This window comes from Plantibacter flavus (assembly GCF_900177615.1).
Lineage (GTDB): Bacteria > Actinomycetota > Actinomycetes > Actinomycetales > Microbacteriaceae > Plantibacter > Plantibacter flavus.
In genome coordinates this window covers 25073-42402 of record NZ_FXAP01000002.1, presented here as the reverse complement: position 1 = coordinate 42402, position 17330 = coordinate 25073, and the positions used below count along the sequence as shown (strand labels likewise).

The window sequence follows — 17330 nt, the reverse complement described above, 5'->3', positions numbered from 1 at the left end:
CGCCGGGACGTGAGCGACGCCGGGACGTCAGCGACGCCGGGACGTCAGCGACGCCGGGACGTGAAGGCGACCGCCTGGTGACCCGTCTCGGTGACGTCGCGTTCGGCCGCGGCCCGCTCCCGACCCAGGTCGAGCGACCGGGAGAGGAGGACGTACGCGATCGCGGACGCGGCGAGACCGATGAACAGGGCGAGATCGGCGCCGCCGAGCGCCTGCGCGATCGGGCCGGTGAACCACACCGTGACGACGAACGGGATCATCGCGACGATGCCGATCGCGTAGGCGAGGAGGCCACGCCAGCCCCAGGCGCTGTAGACGCCGTTCGGGGTGAAGATGTCGCGGACCACGTAGTGGCCCTTCCGCACGAGGTAGTAGTCGACGAGGTTGATCGACGTCCACGGCACGAGGACGTAGAGGAGGACGACGAGGAAGCTGCTGAAGTTCGCGAGGAACTCGCCGGTGCTGAGCAAGGAGCCGATGACGGCGGCCGTGGCGATCGCGAGACACGTGACGACCCGCAGCGTGCGTGTCGGCCGGACCGGTCGGATGGAGTCGATGATCGTGATCGTCTCGATCGACGCCGCGTAGATGTTGACCGTGATGACGCTGATGAGTCCGGGCAGCGCTGCCACGAGCAGCCAGGTGCCGGAGCCGGGCAGGATGGCGTCCGCGGCGTCACGCACCCCTTCGAGCGGGTCGGCGCCCTGGAACGCACTGGCGACGAACGCGCCGAGCCCCATCAACCAGACCGCACCGACGAACACGCCGCCGTAGGTGTAGAAGAGGGCCCGCCCGGGGTTCGTCTGCGGCGGGAGGTAGCGCGAGTAGTCGGAGACGTACGGTGCCCAACCGAGCGCGTAGGCCGCGGCGCCACCGAACTGCACCAGGAACGCCACCCAGCTGAAGTTCGCGAGCGACAGCGCATCGGCCGGGAGCGGGACGACGAAGGGGACGACGACGGTGAACAGCCCGAAGGTGATGAGGAACAGCGCGGTGAGCCAGGACTGCGTCCGGTGGATCCAGGAGTACCCGAAGATCGCGAGGAGGACGGCGACACCGCTGATGAGCACGTACCAACCCGCACCGGCGTCGACACCGGTCGTCATGGTGAGGACGTCCGCACCGAGCATCTGGTTGAACATGTTGAAGCCCACGAGGCTGAAGACGACGATCGCGCAGATGAGGACGACGCCGCGATAGCCGAACTGGGCGCGCGACTGGATCATCTGCGGGAGTCCCAGCTGCGGCCCCTGCGCCGAGTGGAAGGCAGTGAACACGGTGCCGACGGCCACGCCGAGGACGATCGCGAGGAGGGACGTCGCGAGGTTCGCACCGAGCGCCGCGCCGAGCATGCCGGTCGCGAGGGTCGTGACCTGCGCGTTCGACATGAACCAGAGCGAGAACAGCGAGCGCGGGCGACCGTGACGCTCATTGAGCGGCACCCAGTCGATGGAGCGGGATTCGACGAGGGACGGCTGGGCGTCACCCGCTCCGGGAGCGGAACCGGGCGTGGACGAGGGGGCGGCGGGTGTCGCCATGGCTGGCCTCCAGGGCTCGGGCGGTCGAGGAGCGCGGCGGGCAGCGGGGGTCTGCCTCGGGTCGGGGACTCGCTCGTGCCGACGACGGTATCCGCAGGCCACGGACCGGCACAATCGGCCATGCCCCGATCCCAGCCATCGGGGAACACGATGGTCCCGTCCGCGAGGGCTTCGTATGATCGCTGGATGACCAGCACCGACCCCACGGGGGCCACCGACCACAGCGACCCCGACGAGCGCAGCATCCAGGTCCGCGCCCAGGAACTCGCCCCCGTCCTGGGCGACCTCGACGGCAACCTGCGCACGATCGAGGCGGCCATCCGGGACGCCGTAGCCGACGGGGTGCAGCTGCTCGTGCTGCCCGAACTCGCGACGAGCGGCTACTACCTGGGTAACCCTGAGGCGGCTCGCGCCGTCGCGCTCCCGAGCGACGCGTCGGTGTTCACCGAGTGGGCGTCGCTGCTCCCCGAGGACGCCGTGGTGGTCGTCGGGTTCTGCGAGCTGGACGGCGATGAGATCCGCAACAGCGCCCTGGTCCTCGGCACCTCGGGTGTGCTCGGTGTCTACCGGAAGGTGCACCTGTGGGACGAGGAGCAGTCCGTCTTCGTGGCGGGTCGCGAGACGCAGCCGGTGGTCGAGACGCCGCTCGGCAGGCTCGGCGTCCTCGTCTGCTACGACCTCGAGTTCCCGGAGGTGCCGCGGGGGCTGGCGCTCCGGGGCGCGGACCTCCTCGTCGTCCCGACGAACTGGCCGCTGGTCGAGCGGCCCGATGGCGAGCGAGCGCCCGAGGTCGTCCAGGCGATGGCGGCGGCGCGCGCGTCCGCGATCCCGATCGTGTGCTGCGACCGCTCCGGCACCGAGGCCGGCAACCCCTGGACCGAGGGCACCACGATCATCCCGGCCGACGGGTGGCCCGTCGGTGGGAAGGACGCGCGGGGACGGGTGGACGCGACCGTCCGGATCGACCGGGGAGCGACCCGGATCGGTCCGCGCAACGATGTGCTCGCCGACCGGCGGCCCGAGCTGTACGGCGCAGTGACGGGAGAGCGCTCCTCGCTAGGCTGACCGCATGACCCTCGCGCAACTCCGCGCCTTCCTCGCCGCCTACGAGAGCGGCTCCTTCACCGCCGCAGCCGCCGAGCTCGACAGCAGCCAGGCCTCCGTGTCGGAGCTCGTCAGCCGCCTCGAACGCGAGATCGGCCTGCAGCTGTTCGCCCGCGGTGCGCGCCGGCTCGTCCCGACGGCGGCCGCCGAGGAGCTGCGCGAGCATGCCAGACGCGCGGTCGCCGCCATCGACGGCGGACTCGACGCGCTGTCCGCGATCACCTCCCTCGACGGCGGCGTGTGCACCTTCGGCGTCCTGCGCAACGCCGCCTACTACGAGCTGTCCGACCTCGTGCAGCGCTTCCACCAGCGCTACCCCAACGTGCGCGTACGACTCGTGGGGCTGAACTCGGCACTCGTCGCGGACTCCGTGGCGAGCGGCGAGATCGAGGCCGGGCTCGTCGTCCTCCCGGTGCCCGTGGCCGGCCTCGCCATCCGGCCCCTCTTCCGCGACGAGGTCTTCTTCGCCTCCACCACCAGGGATCCCGCCGCGGGCCCGGTCGGGATCGACGAGTTCGCGGACGCCAAGCTCGTGCTCTACGACGCCTACGCCGGGTGGCGGGACCCCACGCGGCTCCAACTGCTGGAGCGCGCCCGCCTGCAGGGACGGTCGATCGAACCGGCCGTCGAGGTCGAGCACGTGGAGACCGCCCTGAGCCTCGCGGCGACCGGGGCCGCGGACACCATCGTGTCCGGCACGGTCGCCCGGACCGGCGGGTTCCCGGAGCAGCTGACGCTCACCCCCTTCGCCGAGCCGCTCTACGACACGATCGCGCTCGTGCAGCGCGAGGGCGCCTACCTGTCGCCGGCCACCGCGCGGATCGCCGAGCTCGCCGAGCACACCCTGCTCGCCGCGGCCGAACCCGACCAGGTGATCGCGACCACCCCGAGGCGCTGAGCGTCGCCCGCGGACCGGCGTATCGGGTGACCCGATGGCTCGCGCAGGTACGTCCCCCGTTGTCGCCCCCGCGCCGCGTTCGTACGCTCGCAGCATGCGATTCAGCCCTCCCGTGCTCCAGTCCCTCGACGGCTCCTTCCGTCACCTCAAGACCCCGCTCGTCGACGCCCCTCCGGCGCAGCGCGACCCGGCCGTCATCGAGACCGTCTCCGCGATGCTCCTCGACATCGAACGACGCGGCATGGACGCCGTGCTCGACGCCGCGCGACGCCTCGACCGGTACGAGGGCGGCGACGTCGAACTGACCGCCGAGCAGATCGCGACCAGTGGCGACCGCCTCCCCGCCGACCTCCGCGCCGCCATCGACCTCGGCGGCGAGCGCACCCGGGCCTTCGCCCAGGAACAGCGCTCCCACCTGCAGGACTTCGAGACCGAGCTCGTCCCCGGACTCGTCACGGGCGTGAAGTACGTGCCCGTCTCCCGCGTGGGTGCCTACCTCCCGGCCGGTCGCTTCCCGCTCACCGCGAGCGCATTCATGACGGTCGGTGTCGCCAAGCAGGCCGGTGTGCCGACGGTCATCGCCTGCACCCCGCCGCAGCCGAACGGCGGCGCCAACGACGCCGTCGTCTACGCCGCGCACGTATCCGGCGTCGACCGCGTCTTCGTCCTCGGCGGTGTCCAGGCGCTCGCCGCCATGGCCTACGGTCTGCTCGGCGAGCTGCCGATCGACATGCTCGTCGGTGCGGGCAACGCCTTCGTCGCCGAGGCCAAGCGGCAGCTGTTCGGCACGGTCGCGATCGACCTCCTCGCCGGTCCGTCCGAGGTGGCCGTCCTCGCGGACGAGACCGCGGACCCGATCCTGGTGGCCGCGGACCTGCTCGGCCAGGCCGAGCACGGACCGAACTCGCCGGCCGCGCTCGTGACGACGTCGGAGCAGCTCGGCCGCGCGGTCATCGCCGAGGTCGAACGCCAGCTCCCGACGCTCTCGACCGAGTCGATCTGCGGGCCGGCCTGGCGCGACTACGGCTCCGTCACCGTGGCCGACGACCGCGAGACCGCCGCGGCGCTCATGGACGACCTCGCCCCGGAGCACCTCGAGGTCATCACGGCGGACGACGCCTGGTACCACGAGCGGTTGCTCAACTACGGGTCGATCTTCCTCGGCGCGTGGAGCACCGTGGCGTACTCGGACAAGGGCATGGCCGGCACGAACCACGTGCTCCCGACCGCCGGCGGCGCCAAGCACAGTGCCGGGCTGTCGGTGTCGAGGTTCCTGAAGCCGCTCACCTACCAGCGGATCGCCGAGGCGGCGACGCCCGAGCTCGCCGACGCGGTGCAGGTCATCTCCGATTCGGAGGGGATGGCGGCGCACAGCGCGACGGCGACGCTCCGCACGGCCCGGCTCAGCTGAGGCGGTCGGCGCGGAGGCGTCCGGCGCGCACCCGTTTCGTCAGTCACCCTGGCGGAGCGCGTGCTGGGCCTCCTGCATCGCCTCGTCGAAGTCCAGTTCGGGGTCGTGGAGGATCCGGGCGGTCGCGCGAGCGTGCGCGCGGGCCTCGCGCTCGAACACCTCGGATGCGGCCGCTTCTTCGACGGGTTCGATCGAGGGCTCGCCGATCGTGGCGAACGCGCGGGTGAGGCTGAGCTGCACCTCGCGGTCGCCGCGGCCGAACTGCCTCGCGAGCAGCTCGGCGAGCGCCGACGCCTCCCGCTCCGGGACGACCCCTGCGGCGGTGCGCCAGGCGGCACGGGCGACCTGATCCTCCTCGTCCTCCAGCAGTGCCAGGGTGATGGCCGACCAGGTGCGGGGGTCTCCGGTCTTCGAGAGGGTGTGCAGCGCCTGACTGCGTGCCTGCGGGAAGACCGACCCGAGTTCCTCCATCAGGCGAGGGACGGTCACTTCGGGGTCGTGCCGCACGAGTGCCCAGGTGAGCATGTCGCGCACGAAGAAGTCGGGCTCCACGGTGCAGCGGTCGACGAGGACCTCGATGTAGGCGGTCTTCGGGGTGGTGCCCGCGGCGAGCGCGGCCTGGAGCCGGTCTGAAGAGGCCGGCACGCGGAGGGCGCGGGCGAGCCCGTTCGCGGCGGCGTCGTCGTATTCGGAGGACATCTCGACCACCTTCCGGGGTGTGGGGACGGGTTTCCAGCGTAAGTGGCCGGTGACGCCCGCGGCCCCCTATGACGGCGCTCGTCGTGCGGACGGCCAGACTGGACCCATGATCACCATCCACCTCCGCTACCAGATCGACCCCGAGCAGCTCGACACCTTCACCGAGTACGGGCGGCGCTGGATCCGCCTCGTGAACCGGCTCGGCGGCGACCACCACGGCTACTTCCTCCCCGCGGAGGGCGACAACGACGAGGCGTTCGCGCTGTTCAGCTTCCCGTCGCTCGCCGCGTACGAGCAGTACCGCATCGCCGCGGCGACGGACCCGGAGTGCATCGAGGCCTACGAGCTCGTGCGGGGTACCGGCTGCATCGTGCGCTTCGAGCGTCGGTTCCAGACACCGCTCTTCGGAGACGAGGCGGAACTGCGACCCTGAGCCTCAGTGACCCTGAGCCTCAGTGACCCTGAGCCTCAGTAGGGCACGCGGAACGTCAGGGTGAACCGGGTCGGCGCGTCCTCGGTGAGGAGGGACCCGTTCAGGAGTTCGGCGCGTTCGCTCAAGCCGACGAGGCCGTGGCCCGCGGACAACCACGAGCTGTCCGACGACCGCGCGGGGCGGGCGTTCCGGATGACCACGGTGACCTCGTCGGCGGAGGCTTCGGCGCGGACGTCGACCGCGGCCCCCGGCGCATGCTTGCGCGCGTTCGTCAGCCCCTCCTGCACCGTCCGGTAGATCGCACGCTGCACGGGTGCGGGGAGTCCGTCCGGCAACTCGATGGCGGAGGTGACGGCGATGCCGCTGTCCGCGATCAACCGATCGAGGTCGTCGACCGTCGGTTGGGGGGCCAGCGGCGCATGACCGGTCTCCGCGCGCAGCAGCGTCACCATGTCCCGCAGCTCGTCGAGTGTGCGCGACGCGAGCGACCGGATCGTCACCGCCATCCGCTTCGTCCCGGGTTCCTCGGTCTGCACCTGGATCGCGCCGGCCTGGACGGCGATCAGACTGACCTGGTGGGAGACGACGTCGTGCATCTCCCGGGCGATGCGCGTGCGCTCCTCGACGAGGACGTCGGAGGCGATGCGCGCCCGCTCGCTGCGTCGGATCTGTTCAAGGTCGCGGACGCGGTCGAACAGTTCGCGGCGGGTGCGGACGAGCAGCCCGAAGGTGATCGGTGCCGCCGCGTAGAGCGCGGCGTACACGATGGACAGGATCGTGTAATTGGGCGACGTCCACCCCCACCACGGCACCGCGGCGAGGACGAACACCACGGCGCCCGTCGTGACGAGCCGCCACCGTCGCCGTTCCCGCACCGCGACGGAGAACAATGCCGCCAACCCGGCCAGGGTGGCGAGGTTGAGGGTGAAGGCCGGCACGGCGAGGAGGAGCGACAGCCACGGCCAGCGTCGCCGGAAGACGAGGCCGACGGCAGCGGCGATCGCCAGGCCGGACTCCCAGGGCGTCGCCCACTCGAGCGTCGTCAGGCTCTCGACGGCCGCCGCCGCGATGAGGGCGAGTTCGAGGAGGACCGACCAGAGCCGGGAGCGCGGCTTCACCGCGGGGCCGCCTCGTCGCCACGGACCCCGGCACGCTCGGCGATGATGGCGGCTTCGAGTCGGGTCGTCACCTCGAGCTTGCCGAGGATCGCACTCACGTGGTCCTTCACGGTCGCGCGACTGAGGTGCAGCGTCTCACCGATCTCGGTGTTGGACGCGCCGGTCCGGAGCGCCGCGAGCACGTCCTGTTCGCGGCCGGTCAGCCCGGACAGTCGCTTCGCCGCCTCGCGGTCGGCGGTGCGGGCGAATCCGCCGACGAGCGTCCGGGACACCTGCGGGGAGAGCACGATGCCGCCTGCGGAGAGGGACCGGAGCAGCATGGGGAGCTGCTCCGGGTCCGTGTCCTTCACGAGGAACCCCGCGGCGCCGCTGCGGAGGGCGCGGGCGATGTAGTCGTCGGAGTCGAAGGTGGTCAGGATCGCGACGACGGGCGGGTCGTCCCAGGTCTGCAGTTCGTCGAGGATGTCGAGCCCGTTGCGCCCGGGCATGCGGACGTCCAAGAGGACCACGTCGGGACGGCTCGCGCGGATCGCCTCCACGGCGTCGATCCCGTCGACCGAGGCGACGACCTCGATGTCCTCGACGGCACCCAGGATGAGTTCGAATCCGGACCGTACCAACGCCTCGTCGTCGACGATGGCCACTCCGATCACGGTGTCCTCCTCAGCTCGCCTCTCACCCTACGAGTCCCGGGAACCGGGCGGCGACGGCCGGGAGACTGAACCCGCCAGGTGGCGGGGGTGGAACAGCCCGCAGCAGGATGTGGACGGATCGCCGCGCCGTCGATACTGGGTCGACCGGGGCGGTTGACGCTGCCCGGCGCGTCGGGGTCCAGGATGCCGACGCAGAGCCAAGGGAATCAGCATGGGGGACCGCACGTGAGACCACGACGAGACAGCGGTGCGCGTCGTCGCTCGTCCGCCGACCAGCTCCCCACGGTCGGCATCGGGATCATCGCGACCGTCATCCTCGTCGCGGCCGTCGTCCTCGTCGTGGGCTTCATCGTCGTCCTCGTGCTCGGCGGCCGTTGACGGCGATCGCATCACCACGCCTCACGTGGAGTCGACTGGCTCGAGTCGCGATGCGCACGTCGATCTGACGAGCTTGCGCTGGGTCAGCCTGCCAGGACCGGTCAGCCCGCCCGCACCTGTCGGCCACGCGAGTCGATGTCGGGCACGGTGGCGGCGGTGGCCGCTTCGCGCGAGCCGAGGGCGGTGAGTGCGAGCTCGACCGCCTCCCGTACGCTCAAGCCGGTCGCCGTGAGGGCGTTCAGCTGCTCGAGGGCCTCTGGGTCGACGATGACGACCGAGACGGGCGACTCGGGCCCCGCCGCGCCCACGGTGGACCCGGCGCGAGCCCGACGGGTGGCGAGCCCGCGAGCGATCCACGCCCGGTTCCGCTCGACGTCGATCTTCAACAACCGTTTGTTGTTCCGGACCCGTTCGGCGATGAGTCTGCCCTCGTGGATGTCGGAGTAGACCTGCCAGCGCGGGTAGAGGAGCCGGGTTGCGAGGTCGGTCGGTCGCAGAGGAACCGGGAGATCGTCGAGGAAGTCCTGCAGCACGGCGTCCGCGAGCGCCGCGCGGAGCGGTCGCCGCTGCGGCACGTCATCTGGCGAGGTCGGGAAGGGCAGGGTCATGGGGATCCGGTGGTCAAGGGTCGGGTGTGCTCCAGTGTCGCCCCGGGTCCTGGGTCCGAGATGGATCCCGCCGGGAAACCACCCCGGAACCAACCCTGCAAGCCGTTGACGGCGCCGATGCGCGTCGCCGATCTGCGGCCCGACGATCAGGGCGAACCCGGCCGAGACACTGGCGGCGACCGCAACACGCGCCCGGCTCCGCACCGGGATCTGATCGGCGAGCAGCGAGGGGGCGCCCTGCCGTCGCGTCCTACTGGTCCACGGCGTGGACGGAGAGCACGACCTGCTCTTCCGGCACGAGCGCCTCGAGGGCTTTGCGTGCGCTCGGGTAGTCGCGCCCCTCGGCCTCGATGGTGCGGGTGGCCGTCGGCCGGAAGACCGCGGTGCCGACGAGGTCGCCGTTCACTCGACCGCCGCCGTGCAGCCCGGCGAGGGCGTGCCCGGGTGGGGTGGAGGCGAGGACGGCGGCACGCAGAGCGGCGACGTCGGGTGCGGAGGCTTCTGTGGTGATGGTCGCGCGGTCGCGGACGGTGGCGATGAGCTTCACCGTTCAAGCCTACGGAACGTCGGGTTCCGGGACGAACCCCTTCCGGTCCCTGCCGAGAGACCTCCCGAATCCGGTGATCCTCTCCCGGTCCTTGAGCTTGTCGAAGGGCACACGAGAGACCTCCTGCTCCGGTGATCCTCTCCCGGTCCCTGAGCACCCTCCTCCGGTCCCTGAGTAACCTTCTCCGGTCCCTGAGTAACCTTCTCCGGTCCCTGAGTAACCTTCTCCGGTCCCTGAGCTTGTCGAAGGGCACACGAGCAACTTCCACAACCAGGCTGACTCAGCATCTGGAATGTCAGTGGTCCATGGTGGACTGGTTCCATGACCGAGACCACCCTCACCGCAGTCCGCGCAGGCGATGAATACGCCGCGCAGCTGGCGGCGTTCTCGGACGAGTACGCGGAGATCAAGCGGCTGCGCGCTGTGCTCGATGGGCGAGAGGCTCGCCTCCTCGCCCGTTCCGCCGCCTACGCCGACGCGCTCGCGGACGCGACAATCCCAGCGATCTTCCCGCCGGCGGAGCGTCGGGCACTGTCTCGCCGCTCCACCTGCGCGGCCCTCGCGATGGCGACCCACACGACCGAACAGTCGGTTCAGCGCGCGACGAACGACGCCGAGGCGCTCGTCAATCACGCCCCGTCCGTCCTCGCATCGCTCGAGGCGGGTCGTATCTCGGCTCGGCATGCGAAGACGATCACCGACCAACTCCGCGACGTCCCCACCGAAGGTCGCGCGGTGTTCCTGGCGAAGGTGCTCCCGGTTGCCGAGCAGACCACCGACGCAGAACTCCGGCACCGCGCCCGCGTCCTGCGCGAACGGCTCCACCCGGAATCGATCACCGCACGCGCCAAGCGTTCAGAGGCCGACCGCCGCGTCGAGTTCGAACCCGCAGCCGACGGCATGGCCTGGGTGCACCTCTTCACCACAGCGCCGATCGCGCAAGGCATCATCGAGCGCGTCGAAGCAGCGGCCTCGGAATCTCGCGCAGCTGGCGACACCCGGACGTGCGCTCAGCTGCAGGCGGACGCCCTCGCAGCGCTCGCACTCACTGGAGTCACGCCGGACGATGTCATGTCGAGCCCGGTGCTTCCGCACCCGATCGAAGTGCAGGAGCACATCAAGCCCACGGTACAGATCACCGTCCCTGCTTTGAGCATGGCCGGTGTGAGCGACGCTCCGGCCATGCTGGACGGGTACGGGCCGATCGACCCGGAGACCGCCGCGCGTATCGCGGTGAACGCCCCCAGCTTCACCCGGATCCTCGTCCAGCCAGAGACGGGTGCGGTGCTCTCCGTCGGGCGGGGCCAGTACCGCGTTCCCGCCGATCTGCAGCGCGCGGTGCGGCTGCGGGACGGCACCTGTCGGGCACCCGGCTGCGGGAGACGCGCCCGGGCGTGCGATCTCGATCATTCGGTCGCCTGGGAGGACGGCGGGACGACAGATGTCGGGAACCTCGCCTGTCTCTGTCGACATCACCACCGGATGAAGCACCTCCCTGGATGGAACCTCGAACACGGGCCCGGTGGGGTGCTCGAGTGGACGACGCCCGACGGAAAGCAGTATCGGACTGAACCGGACCCTGCGCCGTTCTGACCCTCGCCGGTCCCTGAGCCTGTCGAAGGGTCGGCGGGTTCCTCGTGGGCACTTCGACAAGCTCAGTGACCGGGAGGGGTGTGCCCGGAACGGCGCGGTGTCCTCGTGGGCACTTCGACGAGCTCAGTGATCGGGAAGGGTGTGCCCGCGGAGCCGCTGGTGCGCTCGGGGTCGGACCGTCCTGCGTCCACCCCTCACCGCCGACTGCTCGGTAGCCTGGGCGGATGACCGGACCGACCGACGCATCCCCGGAGTTCGAACGCATCTCGGACGGCCTGCGGATCCTCGATGCGATCGTCGGCCTCACGCCCCGTGAAGCCGCGACCCACCCGTCGCTGTGGCCGCTGCTCGGCGTCCCGGCCATCGACAGAGGCGCGCTCGTGATCTTCCCCCTGGCCGTGGCCGCCTGCAGCCCGACGGACCGATCAGGGCTCGAGCGGCTCCGCGAAGTCCGTGCGGCACTGCAGCAGGACTGCATCCACCTCTTCGGCGGAGACCACATCCACCGGGAGACCGTGCTCGACCCGGACGAGGACCCGTACGGGCGGCGTCTCGCCGAAGTCGGAGCGCACACGGCGACGGCGCGCGGGGTGGTGGTGTGGCGTGTCCGCGATCGTGGCGCGGCACTCGTCCTCGCGGTCGACGAGGAGCGCGGGCAGGCGACGCTGGCCTTCCACCTGGTGCCGAAGGACTGGATCTGGAACTGGCCTCCGACGCCCACGACGAAGCGCGAAGCGTCCCGTCGTCGGACCGCGGTGAAGGAACAGGCGGCCGTCGACGTCGTCTGGTCCTGGCCTGCGGCCGACCTGGCTCAGGTTCGCTGAACGGAGGGCCCGCCGGATTCGTCCGAGGGTGTCGACCCGTTGAGCGCCGCAGCACGTTCGGTGTCCGCGGTGCGCGCGGCGAAGAGCGCGAGTGCCGCGACGAGACCGGCCACCAGTGCGAGGATCGGTGGGAACCAGAACAGCAGGTCCTCGACCTCGCCGGCGCGGATCATCATGCAGACGAGCGCCACCGTCGCGAAGAACGCGGTCCCGCCCGAGACCTGCATGGCGCGGGTGCGCGCTGCACCGTGGTCGCGTCGCCCGATCGACCACTGCATGAGGACGTTGAGGAACGCCAGGCTGTAGCAGACCGCCACGACGGGGAGCCCCGTCTCAGCCGGGAAGATGAACGCGCCCCGGTCACCCGAGTCGCCGGTACCGCGCGTCTCCGCACGCGAGAAGGTGAAGGGCGACATCCAGAGCCAGCCTGCTCCGGTCACGAGCCACATGACGCCGGTCACCGTGCCGACGACGCCGATGCGCCGATAGCTCTCGCCCAGGGTCCGCAGCTCCTCCCGCTTCACGACTGGTCCGCCGTCTGCGCGTCCGTCGCGACCGCTGATCGACCCGGGCGCGGGTCGTCGCCTCCGAAGGCGACGACGCGGTCCCACAACCAGTCGGTGAGGCTCGCGGCCACCTCTTCGTCGTCACGTCCGGCGGCACGACGGACGAGCCGTCCACCGGAACCCTCGATGAGGTAGGCGCCCGCGTCGTCGGTGAAGAGCTGCGTGTAATAGTCGCGCTCGGCATCCCACTGCGGCCACGCCGACGGGTCCTGCTCGATCGCCTCGTCCATCTCGCCGATCTCGGCGCCGCTCATGAGACGGAAGGGGCTGCCGTCGCCCCAGCGCCCGCCGGTGCCGGGGAGCTGCCCGTCGTGCCAGGCGAGCACCTTGTCGTCACCGCCGCTCGCGCTCGCGGCATCGGGGTCGAGTGGTGGGCGCAGCGAGGCCGCCAGCTCCTCCGGGAGCAGCGGGTCCAGAGCGGCCAACGCCTCACGGAGCCCGGCTTCGAACACCTTGTCGCGGAGGATCCGCCAGGCGATCTCGCCCATGCCGGCCCGGCGCAGGTCGTCCATCGTCCCGACACCACGCTCGATGGGATCGAGGAACGCTCGCGCGACGATCATCCCGCCCTGGGCGACCTCGTCCGTCGGGTCCTCACGCAGGACCCGGGCCAGGAGTTCCAGGGCCTCCTGCGGACGGTAGTCGTAGAGGTAGGCGAAGGCCAGTGCCGTCGAGAGCGTCGTCTCGCTCGGATCCGCCTCGATCGCCTGCTGCGCGGCGACGAGGAACCGGCCAGGTGGGGTGCCCGTCGACAGGAAGTGCACGGCTCGGAGTCCGAGCGCGCCGGCGTGGGCCTCCGGGGCGGTCCGGCCAGCCAGCTCGACCGCGTCGTCGATGAGTGCCCACCCTCGCTGGGGATCGGCCGCCATCGCGACGGCGGCCGCGTGGTCCATGTGGTCGAACCAGTCCGCCTCCGGGTCCTCGCGGAGGACGAGCTCGCCGAGTCGCATCGCCTCCGCGAAGTCGCCCTCGGACCCTTCGAGATCGCGCAGGCGACGCAGCGCACCGAGGAACTGTCGGTCGCGTCGACCGAGCAACTCCTGGAGGAGGCGTCTGGCCTCATCGACGTCGCCGCACGCCTGCCGGTGCATGGAGAGCAGGATGATCATCCCGGTGAACTGCGGCGCCCGGGCGAGGACACTCATCGCCAGCTCGGGGATCCGCGGGTGTTCGGGCTGGAAGTCGTAGAGCTCCCAGGCGAGGTCGCGGTCGTGTTCGATGGCCTCGCGTTCGGCGCCGACAGGGTCGCTCATCGGAGCCCGTGCTGCACGCGGTACGCCCGGAGCTGGGCGAAGGTGCCGTCGTCGACGCCGTATTCGAGCACCGGTGCGACCTGGTCGAACCATGATGCCGTCGAGGGGATGAGCCCGGCGGCGGCATCGAGCAAGGCCTGCGTCGTGACCGGCACGATCGCCCCCGCCTGCATCGACGCCGTGAGCGACTGCTGCAGTGCGACCCGCGACACCTGTGCGATGTCGGCCCCGGAGAAGCCCTCGGTCGCTGCGGCCACGGCGATGACGTCGACACCGTCGGCCGGCTTGCCTTCGAGGTCACCCTGCAGGATCGCAGCGCGCGCGACCGCGTCCGGAGGCAGGACGAGGACCGTCTTGTCGATGCGGCCCGGACGCCGCAACGCCGGATCGATGTCCCACGGGCGGTTGGTCGCGGCGAGGAAGTAGACGCCGTCGTTCTCGTCCGCCACCCCGTCGAGCTCCTCGAGGAGCTGCGTCACGATCGTGCGCATCGACTGCGATCCGCCCCCGGACGTGCGGCGGCCACCGAGTGCGTCGAACTCGTCGAAGAAGATGACGCACGGAGCGGCGGCCCGAGCATCGTGGAAGACGCTCTGGATCGCCTTCTCGCTGTCGCCCAGCCACTTGCTCAGCAGGTCGGCGAGGGTGACGTGGATGAAGGACGCCCCGAGGTCGCCCGCGATCGCTTTGGCGATGAACGTCTTCCCGCAGCCGGGAGGGCCGTACATGAGCAGTGAACCGCCGGGCTTCTGCCCGAACGCGGCGGCGAGCTCCGGGTTGCGGAGTGGTGCGAGGAACGTCGAGTCGAGGTGCTGCTTCACATCGGCGAGTCCCGCCACGTCCGCGAGCGTGACGGCTGGTCGTTCCGCGTCCCAGAGACTGGGCTGGTCGATCGGCATGGTGGCGGTTTCGGCTACCGACGGGGCGGGGACCGCTGAGCGGTCGGGCTCGGTCGAGGTGTCCGCCGCCGGCCCCCGGAGTCGCGCCGCCATCACGCGGGCGCGCAGCAGCCGGACCCGCGCCGGGTCGCCGCCGAGTCGCTCGAAGGTCGTCACCTCCTGCGCCGCGCGATCGACGTCGTGCTGCAGCAGCAGGGTGACGAAGTCCTCGCGGAGCGCTGCGTTCTGCGGATCCTGCGCGACCTCCGCCGCGATCACCTCGAGGAAGTCCTCGTCCTGCGTCATGTCGTCCCCCCCGGTCGATGTGCGATTCCGACCATCCTGCCAGCGCCAGAGCGATGGGTGACAGGTGTCCGCCAGCATTGGTCGCGCGCCGGGATGGGCAGTGCTCCCCATCCCCCTGACCGGCTGGTGTAGCGTCGAACGCGGGGCTGAACCTGAAGGTCGCTTGAGGTCGGATCCCGGAAGGGCAGGTGAGGCGGCGTGCACAGTCCGGACGAGTTGCTCAGTGTCGGTGAGATGAGTCGTCGCACCGGCGTCGCGGTGTCGGCGCTGCACTACTACGAGCGGCTCGGCCTCATCGGGTCGGAGCGGACCGCCGGCAACCAGCGGCGATACCCCCGGCACATGCTGCGCCGCGTCGCGCTCATCTCGGTCGCGAAGCGCCTCGGCATCCCGCTCGAAGACGTGGCGGAGGCGTTCGCCGACGTGCCACTCTCCAGCACCCCGAGTCACGAGGACTGGCAGCGTGCCTCCCGCCGCTGGCAGAAGGTCCTCGAGCAGCGTCGGCGCGGGATCGAGCAACTCGAACGCGAGCTCACCGGCTGCATCGGCTGTGGCTGCCTCTCGATGAAGGCGTGCACGCTCCTCAACCCCGACGACGAGCTCGGCGACACCGGCACCGGCGCCAGGCGCATCCCGGTCTGAGCGCACTGCCTGCCCGGTGTTCAGCCGTCGCGGCGTTGTCCGAAGACGGCGGGATCGACCGGGCGCAGCCGTTTCGGCAGCCCCTCGACGACGAGCAGGTACGACTCCGTGACGAGGTCGTCGACGAACGCCGGTTCGAGCTCGCCGTCCGGCTTGAGTGAGATCCAGTGCCGTTTGTTCATGTGATAGCCGGGGATGATGTCGGGGAAGGCCTCGCGCAGGCTCTGGCTGTCCTCGGGCCTCGCCTTCAGGGTGACGATGGGTTCGCCCGTCGCCCCCGTCTGCAGCATGAAGACCTTGCCGCGCACCTTGTAGACGTCCCACTCCTCGCCGAACGGATGCGTCAGCTCCGCACCGGGGAGTTCGTCGGCGCGGCGTGCCGCGCGGTCCTGCAACTCCGAGCCGTGCATCGTGGTCCTCCTCGGAGTCGGCGTCAGCCCTGGTCGCTCGTGGGCCGGAGCCCCGCCAGGTTCTGCAGTGGGCACCAGGCGCCGAGGCGCGGGTAGTCGATGGTCACGCCGACGACCCCGTGCTCGCCGAACGACCGGACCCAGTCGATCGCCGCAGGCATCGGGACCGCGAGCAGCGACACCGTGGCGTCCGGCGGAACCAGGCCGTTCGCGTACGCGGCCTCCTGCGCTCGCGTCCCGCTGCTGTAGATGCCGACCAGGTTCCCCGGTTGCGCTGCGAGCGCGTACGGCCGCGGGTTGTCCTCCGGACCACGGTTGATGAAGACCCACCGGTCGAGTGCGGCGACCGCCCGCCAGAGTCGGATCTGTGCGTCGATGTCGTCCGGCGCCGCCCGGCAGGCCTCGTTCAGTGCGTCGAGTTCGGCCAGGACCTCGGGAGCGGGTTCGAGGGTGCGGCCCTGGTTCGGCTGCTCCGGGGCGTCGGTCTGCTCATCGACCGGGCTGTCGTCGTTCGGGCTGCCGTCGCGGCGGAACGGGTTCTTCATGGTCACTTCCTCGTGGCTCGGGATCCGGGTTCGGGGACGTGACCAACGCTATCGCAGGGGTCCGACGGGGAGCCGGAGGTTCAGAACGCACTCCCGAAGGCGAGGGCCTCCGCCGCTGCCTGCGCCGGCGAGCCGAAGAACGCCGGGCCGTGCCCGGGCAGCACGATGGAGGCCGGGAGCCCGGCCAGCGTGGTCAACGACTGGCGGGCACGCTGCAGGTCGCCGTGGAACATCTCGGGGAGCAACTGCGGGCCGTCGTGGGGGCTGGTGGGGTGGGCGGTGACGAGTGCGTCGCCCGCGACGAGGACACCGTGCTCGACGAGGAGGAATCCGAGGTGCCCGCGCGTGTGGCCGGGGAGGGGGAGCGGGCGGACCGCGACCCCGAGGGTCGCCCGGAGCTCGGGCACGTCCTCGATCGCGGTGACCGACGTCGGCGGCACGACCTCGAGCCCGCCGGCCTCGACGGCGTGGCTGACCCAGGTGGCGACCCCGGGACGTTCCAGATGGGGCTGGACGTCGGCGAGCCCGACCTGCTCGAGCACCTCCCGGCGGACGTTGGGGATCTCGTCGCGGGACGCGAGGATGTCACACTCCGCCAACCCGGCGATGAAGGTCGCGTTCCCGATGTGGTCGCTGTGTCCGTGGGTGAGGAGGATCGCCTGCACGTCCTCGACCGCGTAGCCGAGCGCGCCGAGGGTCGCGGTGACGGCCGCGCCATCGCCGGGGTAGCCGGTGTCGATGAGGACCGGCCCGAGGTCACCCTCGACGATGATCCAGTTGACGGACGGGCCCTGCACGAGGTGTACCCGATCCGCGACCGTGGTGCTGCGGGTGGTGCCGTTCGGCACGGCGTCGAGGTGCGCGGGGTCGCTCTGGGACATGGGCGTCCTTCCGATTGCGGAGACGGGGTTCGGGGTGGGTCAGTA

20 protein-coding genes are annotated in these 17330 nt (G+C 71.0%); 8 read left to right on the top strand and 12 right to left on the bottom strand.

Annotated features, from left to right (window positions below; all coding sequences use genetic code 11):
- Nucleotides 1–44 precede the first annotated feature (44 nt).
- Nucleotides 45–1538: a purine-cytosine permease family protein gene (locus tag B9Y95_RS06520; protein ID WP_085511130.1), complete on the bottom strand. Its 1494-nt coding sequence runs from the start codon at nucleotides 1536–1538 to the stop codon at nucleotides 45–47.
- A gap of 186 nt (nucleotides 1539–1724) precedes the next feature.
- Between B9Y95_RS06520 and B9Y95_RS06515 the strand changes: the two genes are divergently transcribed.
- The 3 genes from B9Y95_RS06515 (at nucleotide 1725) to hisD (ending at nucleotide 4951) form a co-directional block, all read left to right on the top strand.
- A complete protein-coding gene (locus tag B9Y95_RS06515) occupies nucleotides 1725–2603 on the top strand; it encodes a nitrilase-related carbon-nitrogen hydrolase (protein WP_085511129.1) in 879 nt (292 codons plus the stop codon).
- Between the two features lie 4 nt (nucleotides 2604–2607).
- Nucleotides 2608–3540 carry a LysR family transcriptional regulator gene (locus tag B9Y95_RS06510; protein WP_085511128.1) on the top strand — a complete coding sequence of 311 codons (933 nt, stop codon included), beginning with the start codon at nucleotides 2608–2610 and terminating at the stop codon, nucleotides 3538–3540.
- Nucleotides 3541–3634: 94 nt separating this feature from the next.
- Nucleotides 3635–4951 (top strand): histidinol dehydrogenase, encoded by a 1317-nt coding sequence (gene hisD / locus B9Y95_RS06505; RefSeq protein WP_085511127.1) that lies wholly within the window; start codon nucleotides 3635–3637, stop codon nucleotides 4949–4951.
- Between the two features lie 39 nt (nucleotides 4952–4990).
- On the opposite strand, the gene B9Y95_RS06500 is transcribed toward hisD, so the two are convergent.
- Nucleotides 4991–5650 carry a HEAT repeat domain-containing protein gene (locus B9Y95_RS06500; protein WP_085511695.1) on the bottom strand — a complete coding sequence of 220 codons (660 nt, stop codon included), beginning with the start codon at nucleotides 5648–5650 and terminating at the stop codon, nucleotides 4991–4993.
- Between the two features lie 106 nt (nucleotides 5651–5756).
- On the opposite strand from B9Y95_RS06500, the gene B9Y95_RS06495 reads away from it, so the two are divergent.
- The gene (locus B9Y95_RS06495) at nucleotides 5757–6083 is read left to right on the top strand and encodes an NIPSNAP family protein (RefSeq protein ID WP_085511126.1); all 327 of its coding nucleotides are present in this window, start codon (nucleotides 5757–5759) and stop codon (nucleotides 6081–6083) included.
- A 35-nt stretch (nucleotides 6084–6118) separates the two neighbouring features.
- Here B9Y95_RS06495 and B9Y95_RS06490 read toward each other — a convergent pair whose 3' ends face one another.
- Both B9Y95_RS06490 and B9Y95_RS06485 read right to left on the bottom strand, forming a co-directional pair.
- Complete coding sequence (locus B9Y95_RS06490) at nucleotides 6119–7201, bottom strand: sensor histidine kinase (protein WP_085511125.1); 1083 nt, start codon at nucleotides 7199–7201, stop codon at nucleotides 6119–6121.
- A complete protein-coding gene (locus B9Y95_RS06485) occupies nucleotides 7198–7854 on the bottom strand; it encodes a response regulator (RefSeq protein ID WP_085511124.1) in 657 nt (218 codons plus the stop codon). The genes B9Y95_RS06490 and B9Y95_RS06485 overlap by 4 nt, the downstream gene beginning before the upstream one ends.
- Before the next feature lie 225 nt (nucleotides 7855–8079).
- On the opposite strand from B9Y95_RS06485, the gene B9Y95_RS20625 reads away from it, so the two are divergent.
- Complete coding sequence (locus tag B9Y95_RS20625; protein WP_159453336.1) at nucleotides 8080–8232, top strand: hypothetical protein; 153 nt, start codon at nucleotides 8080–8082, stop codon at nucleotides 8230–8232.
- A 101-nt stretch (nucleotides 8233–8333) separates the two neighbouring features.
- Here the strand turns inward: B9Y95_RS20625 and B9Y95_RS06480 are convergent, their stop codons facing one another.
- A complete protein-coding gene (locus tag B9Y95_RS06480) occupies nucleotides 8334–8840 on the bottom strand; it encodes a hypothetical protein (RefSeq protein ID WP_085511123.1) in 507 nt (168 codons plus the stop codon).
- Nucleotides 8841–9090: 250 nt separating this feature from the next.
- Complete coding sequence (locus B9Y95_RS06475; protein WP_079704698.1) at nucleotides 9091–9387, bottom strand: hypothetical protein; 297 nt, start codon at nucleotides 9385–9387, stop codon at nucleotides 9091–9093.
- Nucleotides 9388–9708: 321 nt separating this feature from the next.
- Here B9Y95_RS06475 and B9Y95_RS06470 point away from each other — a divergent pair, with 321 nt between their 5' ends.
- On the top strand, nucleotides 9709–10980 hold the full coding sequence (locus B9Y95_RS06470; protein WP_085511122.1) for an HNH endonuclease signature motif containing protein: 1272 nt from the start codon (nucleotides 9709–9711) through the stop codon (nucleotides 10978–10980).
- Between the two features lie 224 nt (nucleotides 10981–11204).
- A complete protein-coding gene (locus B9Y95_RS06465) occupies nucleotides 11205–11804 on the top strand; it encodes a hypothetical protein (RefSeq protein WP_085511121.1) in 600 nt (199 codons plus the stop codon).
- On the opposite strand, the gene B9Y95_RS06460 is transcribed toward B9Y95_RS06465, so the two are convergent.
- From B9Y95_RS06460 to B9Y95_RS06450, 3 genes are read right to left on the bottom strand one after another with little or no spacing between them, the layout of a single operon-like run.
- Entirely contained in the window at nucleotides 11792–12328 is a 537-nt protein-coding gene (locus tag B9Y95_RS06460; RefSeq protein ID WP_085511120.1) for a hypothetical protein, read from the bottom strand. The two genes, B9Y95_RS06465 and B9Y95_RS06460, sit on opposite strands and share 13 nt — an antisense overlap.
- Nucleotides 12325–13623 (bottom strand): tetratricopeptide repeat protein, encoded by a 1299-nt coding sequence (locus B9Y95_RS06455; protein ID WP_085511119.1) that lies wholly within the window; start codon nucleotides 13621–13623, stop codon nucleotides 12325–12327. The genes B9Y95_RS06460 and B9Y95_RS06455 overlap by 4 nt, the downstream gene beginning before the upstream one ends.
- Nucleotides 13620–14807 (bottom strand): ATP-binding protein, encoded by a 1188-nt coding sequence (locus B9Y95_RS06450; RefSeq protein ID WP_085511118.1) that lies wholly within the window; start codon nucleotides 14805–14807, stop codon nucleotides 13620–13622. The genes B9Y95_RS06455 and B9Y95_RS06450 overlap by 4 nt, the downstream gene beginning before the upstream one ends.
- Before the next feature lie 198 nt (nucleotides 14808–15005).
- Here B9Y95_RS06450 and soxR point away from each other — a divergent pair, with 198 nt between their 5' ends.
- Nucleotides 15006–15449, top strand: a complete 444-nt coding sequence (soxR, locus tag B9Y95_RS06445; protein WP_255377972.1) for a redox-sensitive transcriptional activator SoxR — start codon at nucleotides 15006–15008, stop codon at nucleotides 15447–15449.
- Nucleotides 15450–15469: 20 nt separating this feature from the next.
- Here the strand turns inward: soxR and B9Y95_RS06440 are convergent, their stop codons facing one another.
- The 3 genes from B9Y95_RS06440 to B9Y95_RS06430 all read right to left on the bottom strand — a co-directional run bounded on the left by B9Y95_RS06440 (nucleotide 15470) and on the right by B9Y95_RS06430 (nucleotide 17285).
- Nucleotides 15470–15859, bottom strand: a complete 390-nt coding sequence (locus tag B9Y95_RS06440; RefSeq protein WP_085511117.1) for an MmcQ/YjbR family DNA-binding protein — start codon at nucleotides 15857–15859, stop codon at nucleotides 15470–15472.
- Between the two features lie 23 nt (nucleotides 15860–15882).
- Nucleotides 15883–16404, bottom strand: a complete 522-nt coding sequence (locus tag B9Y95_RS06435; RefSeq protein ID WP_200811363.1) for a hypothetical protein — start codon at nucleotides 16402–16404, stop codon at nucleotides 15883–15885.
- Nucleotides 16405–16484: 80 nt separating this feature from the next.
- On the bottom strand, nucleotides 16485–17285 hold the full coding sequence (locus tag B9Y95_RS06430; RefSeq protein WP_085511116.1) for an MBL fold metallo-hydrolase: 801 nt from the start codon (nucleotides 17283–17285) through the stop codon (nucleotides 16485–16487).
- Nucleotides 17286–17330 lie beyond the last annotated feature (45 nt).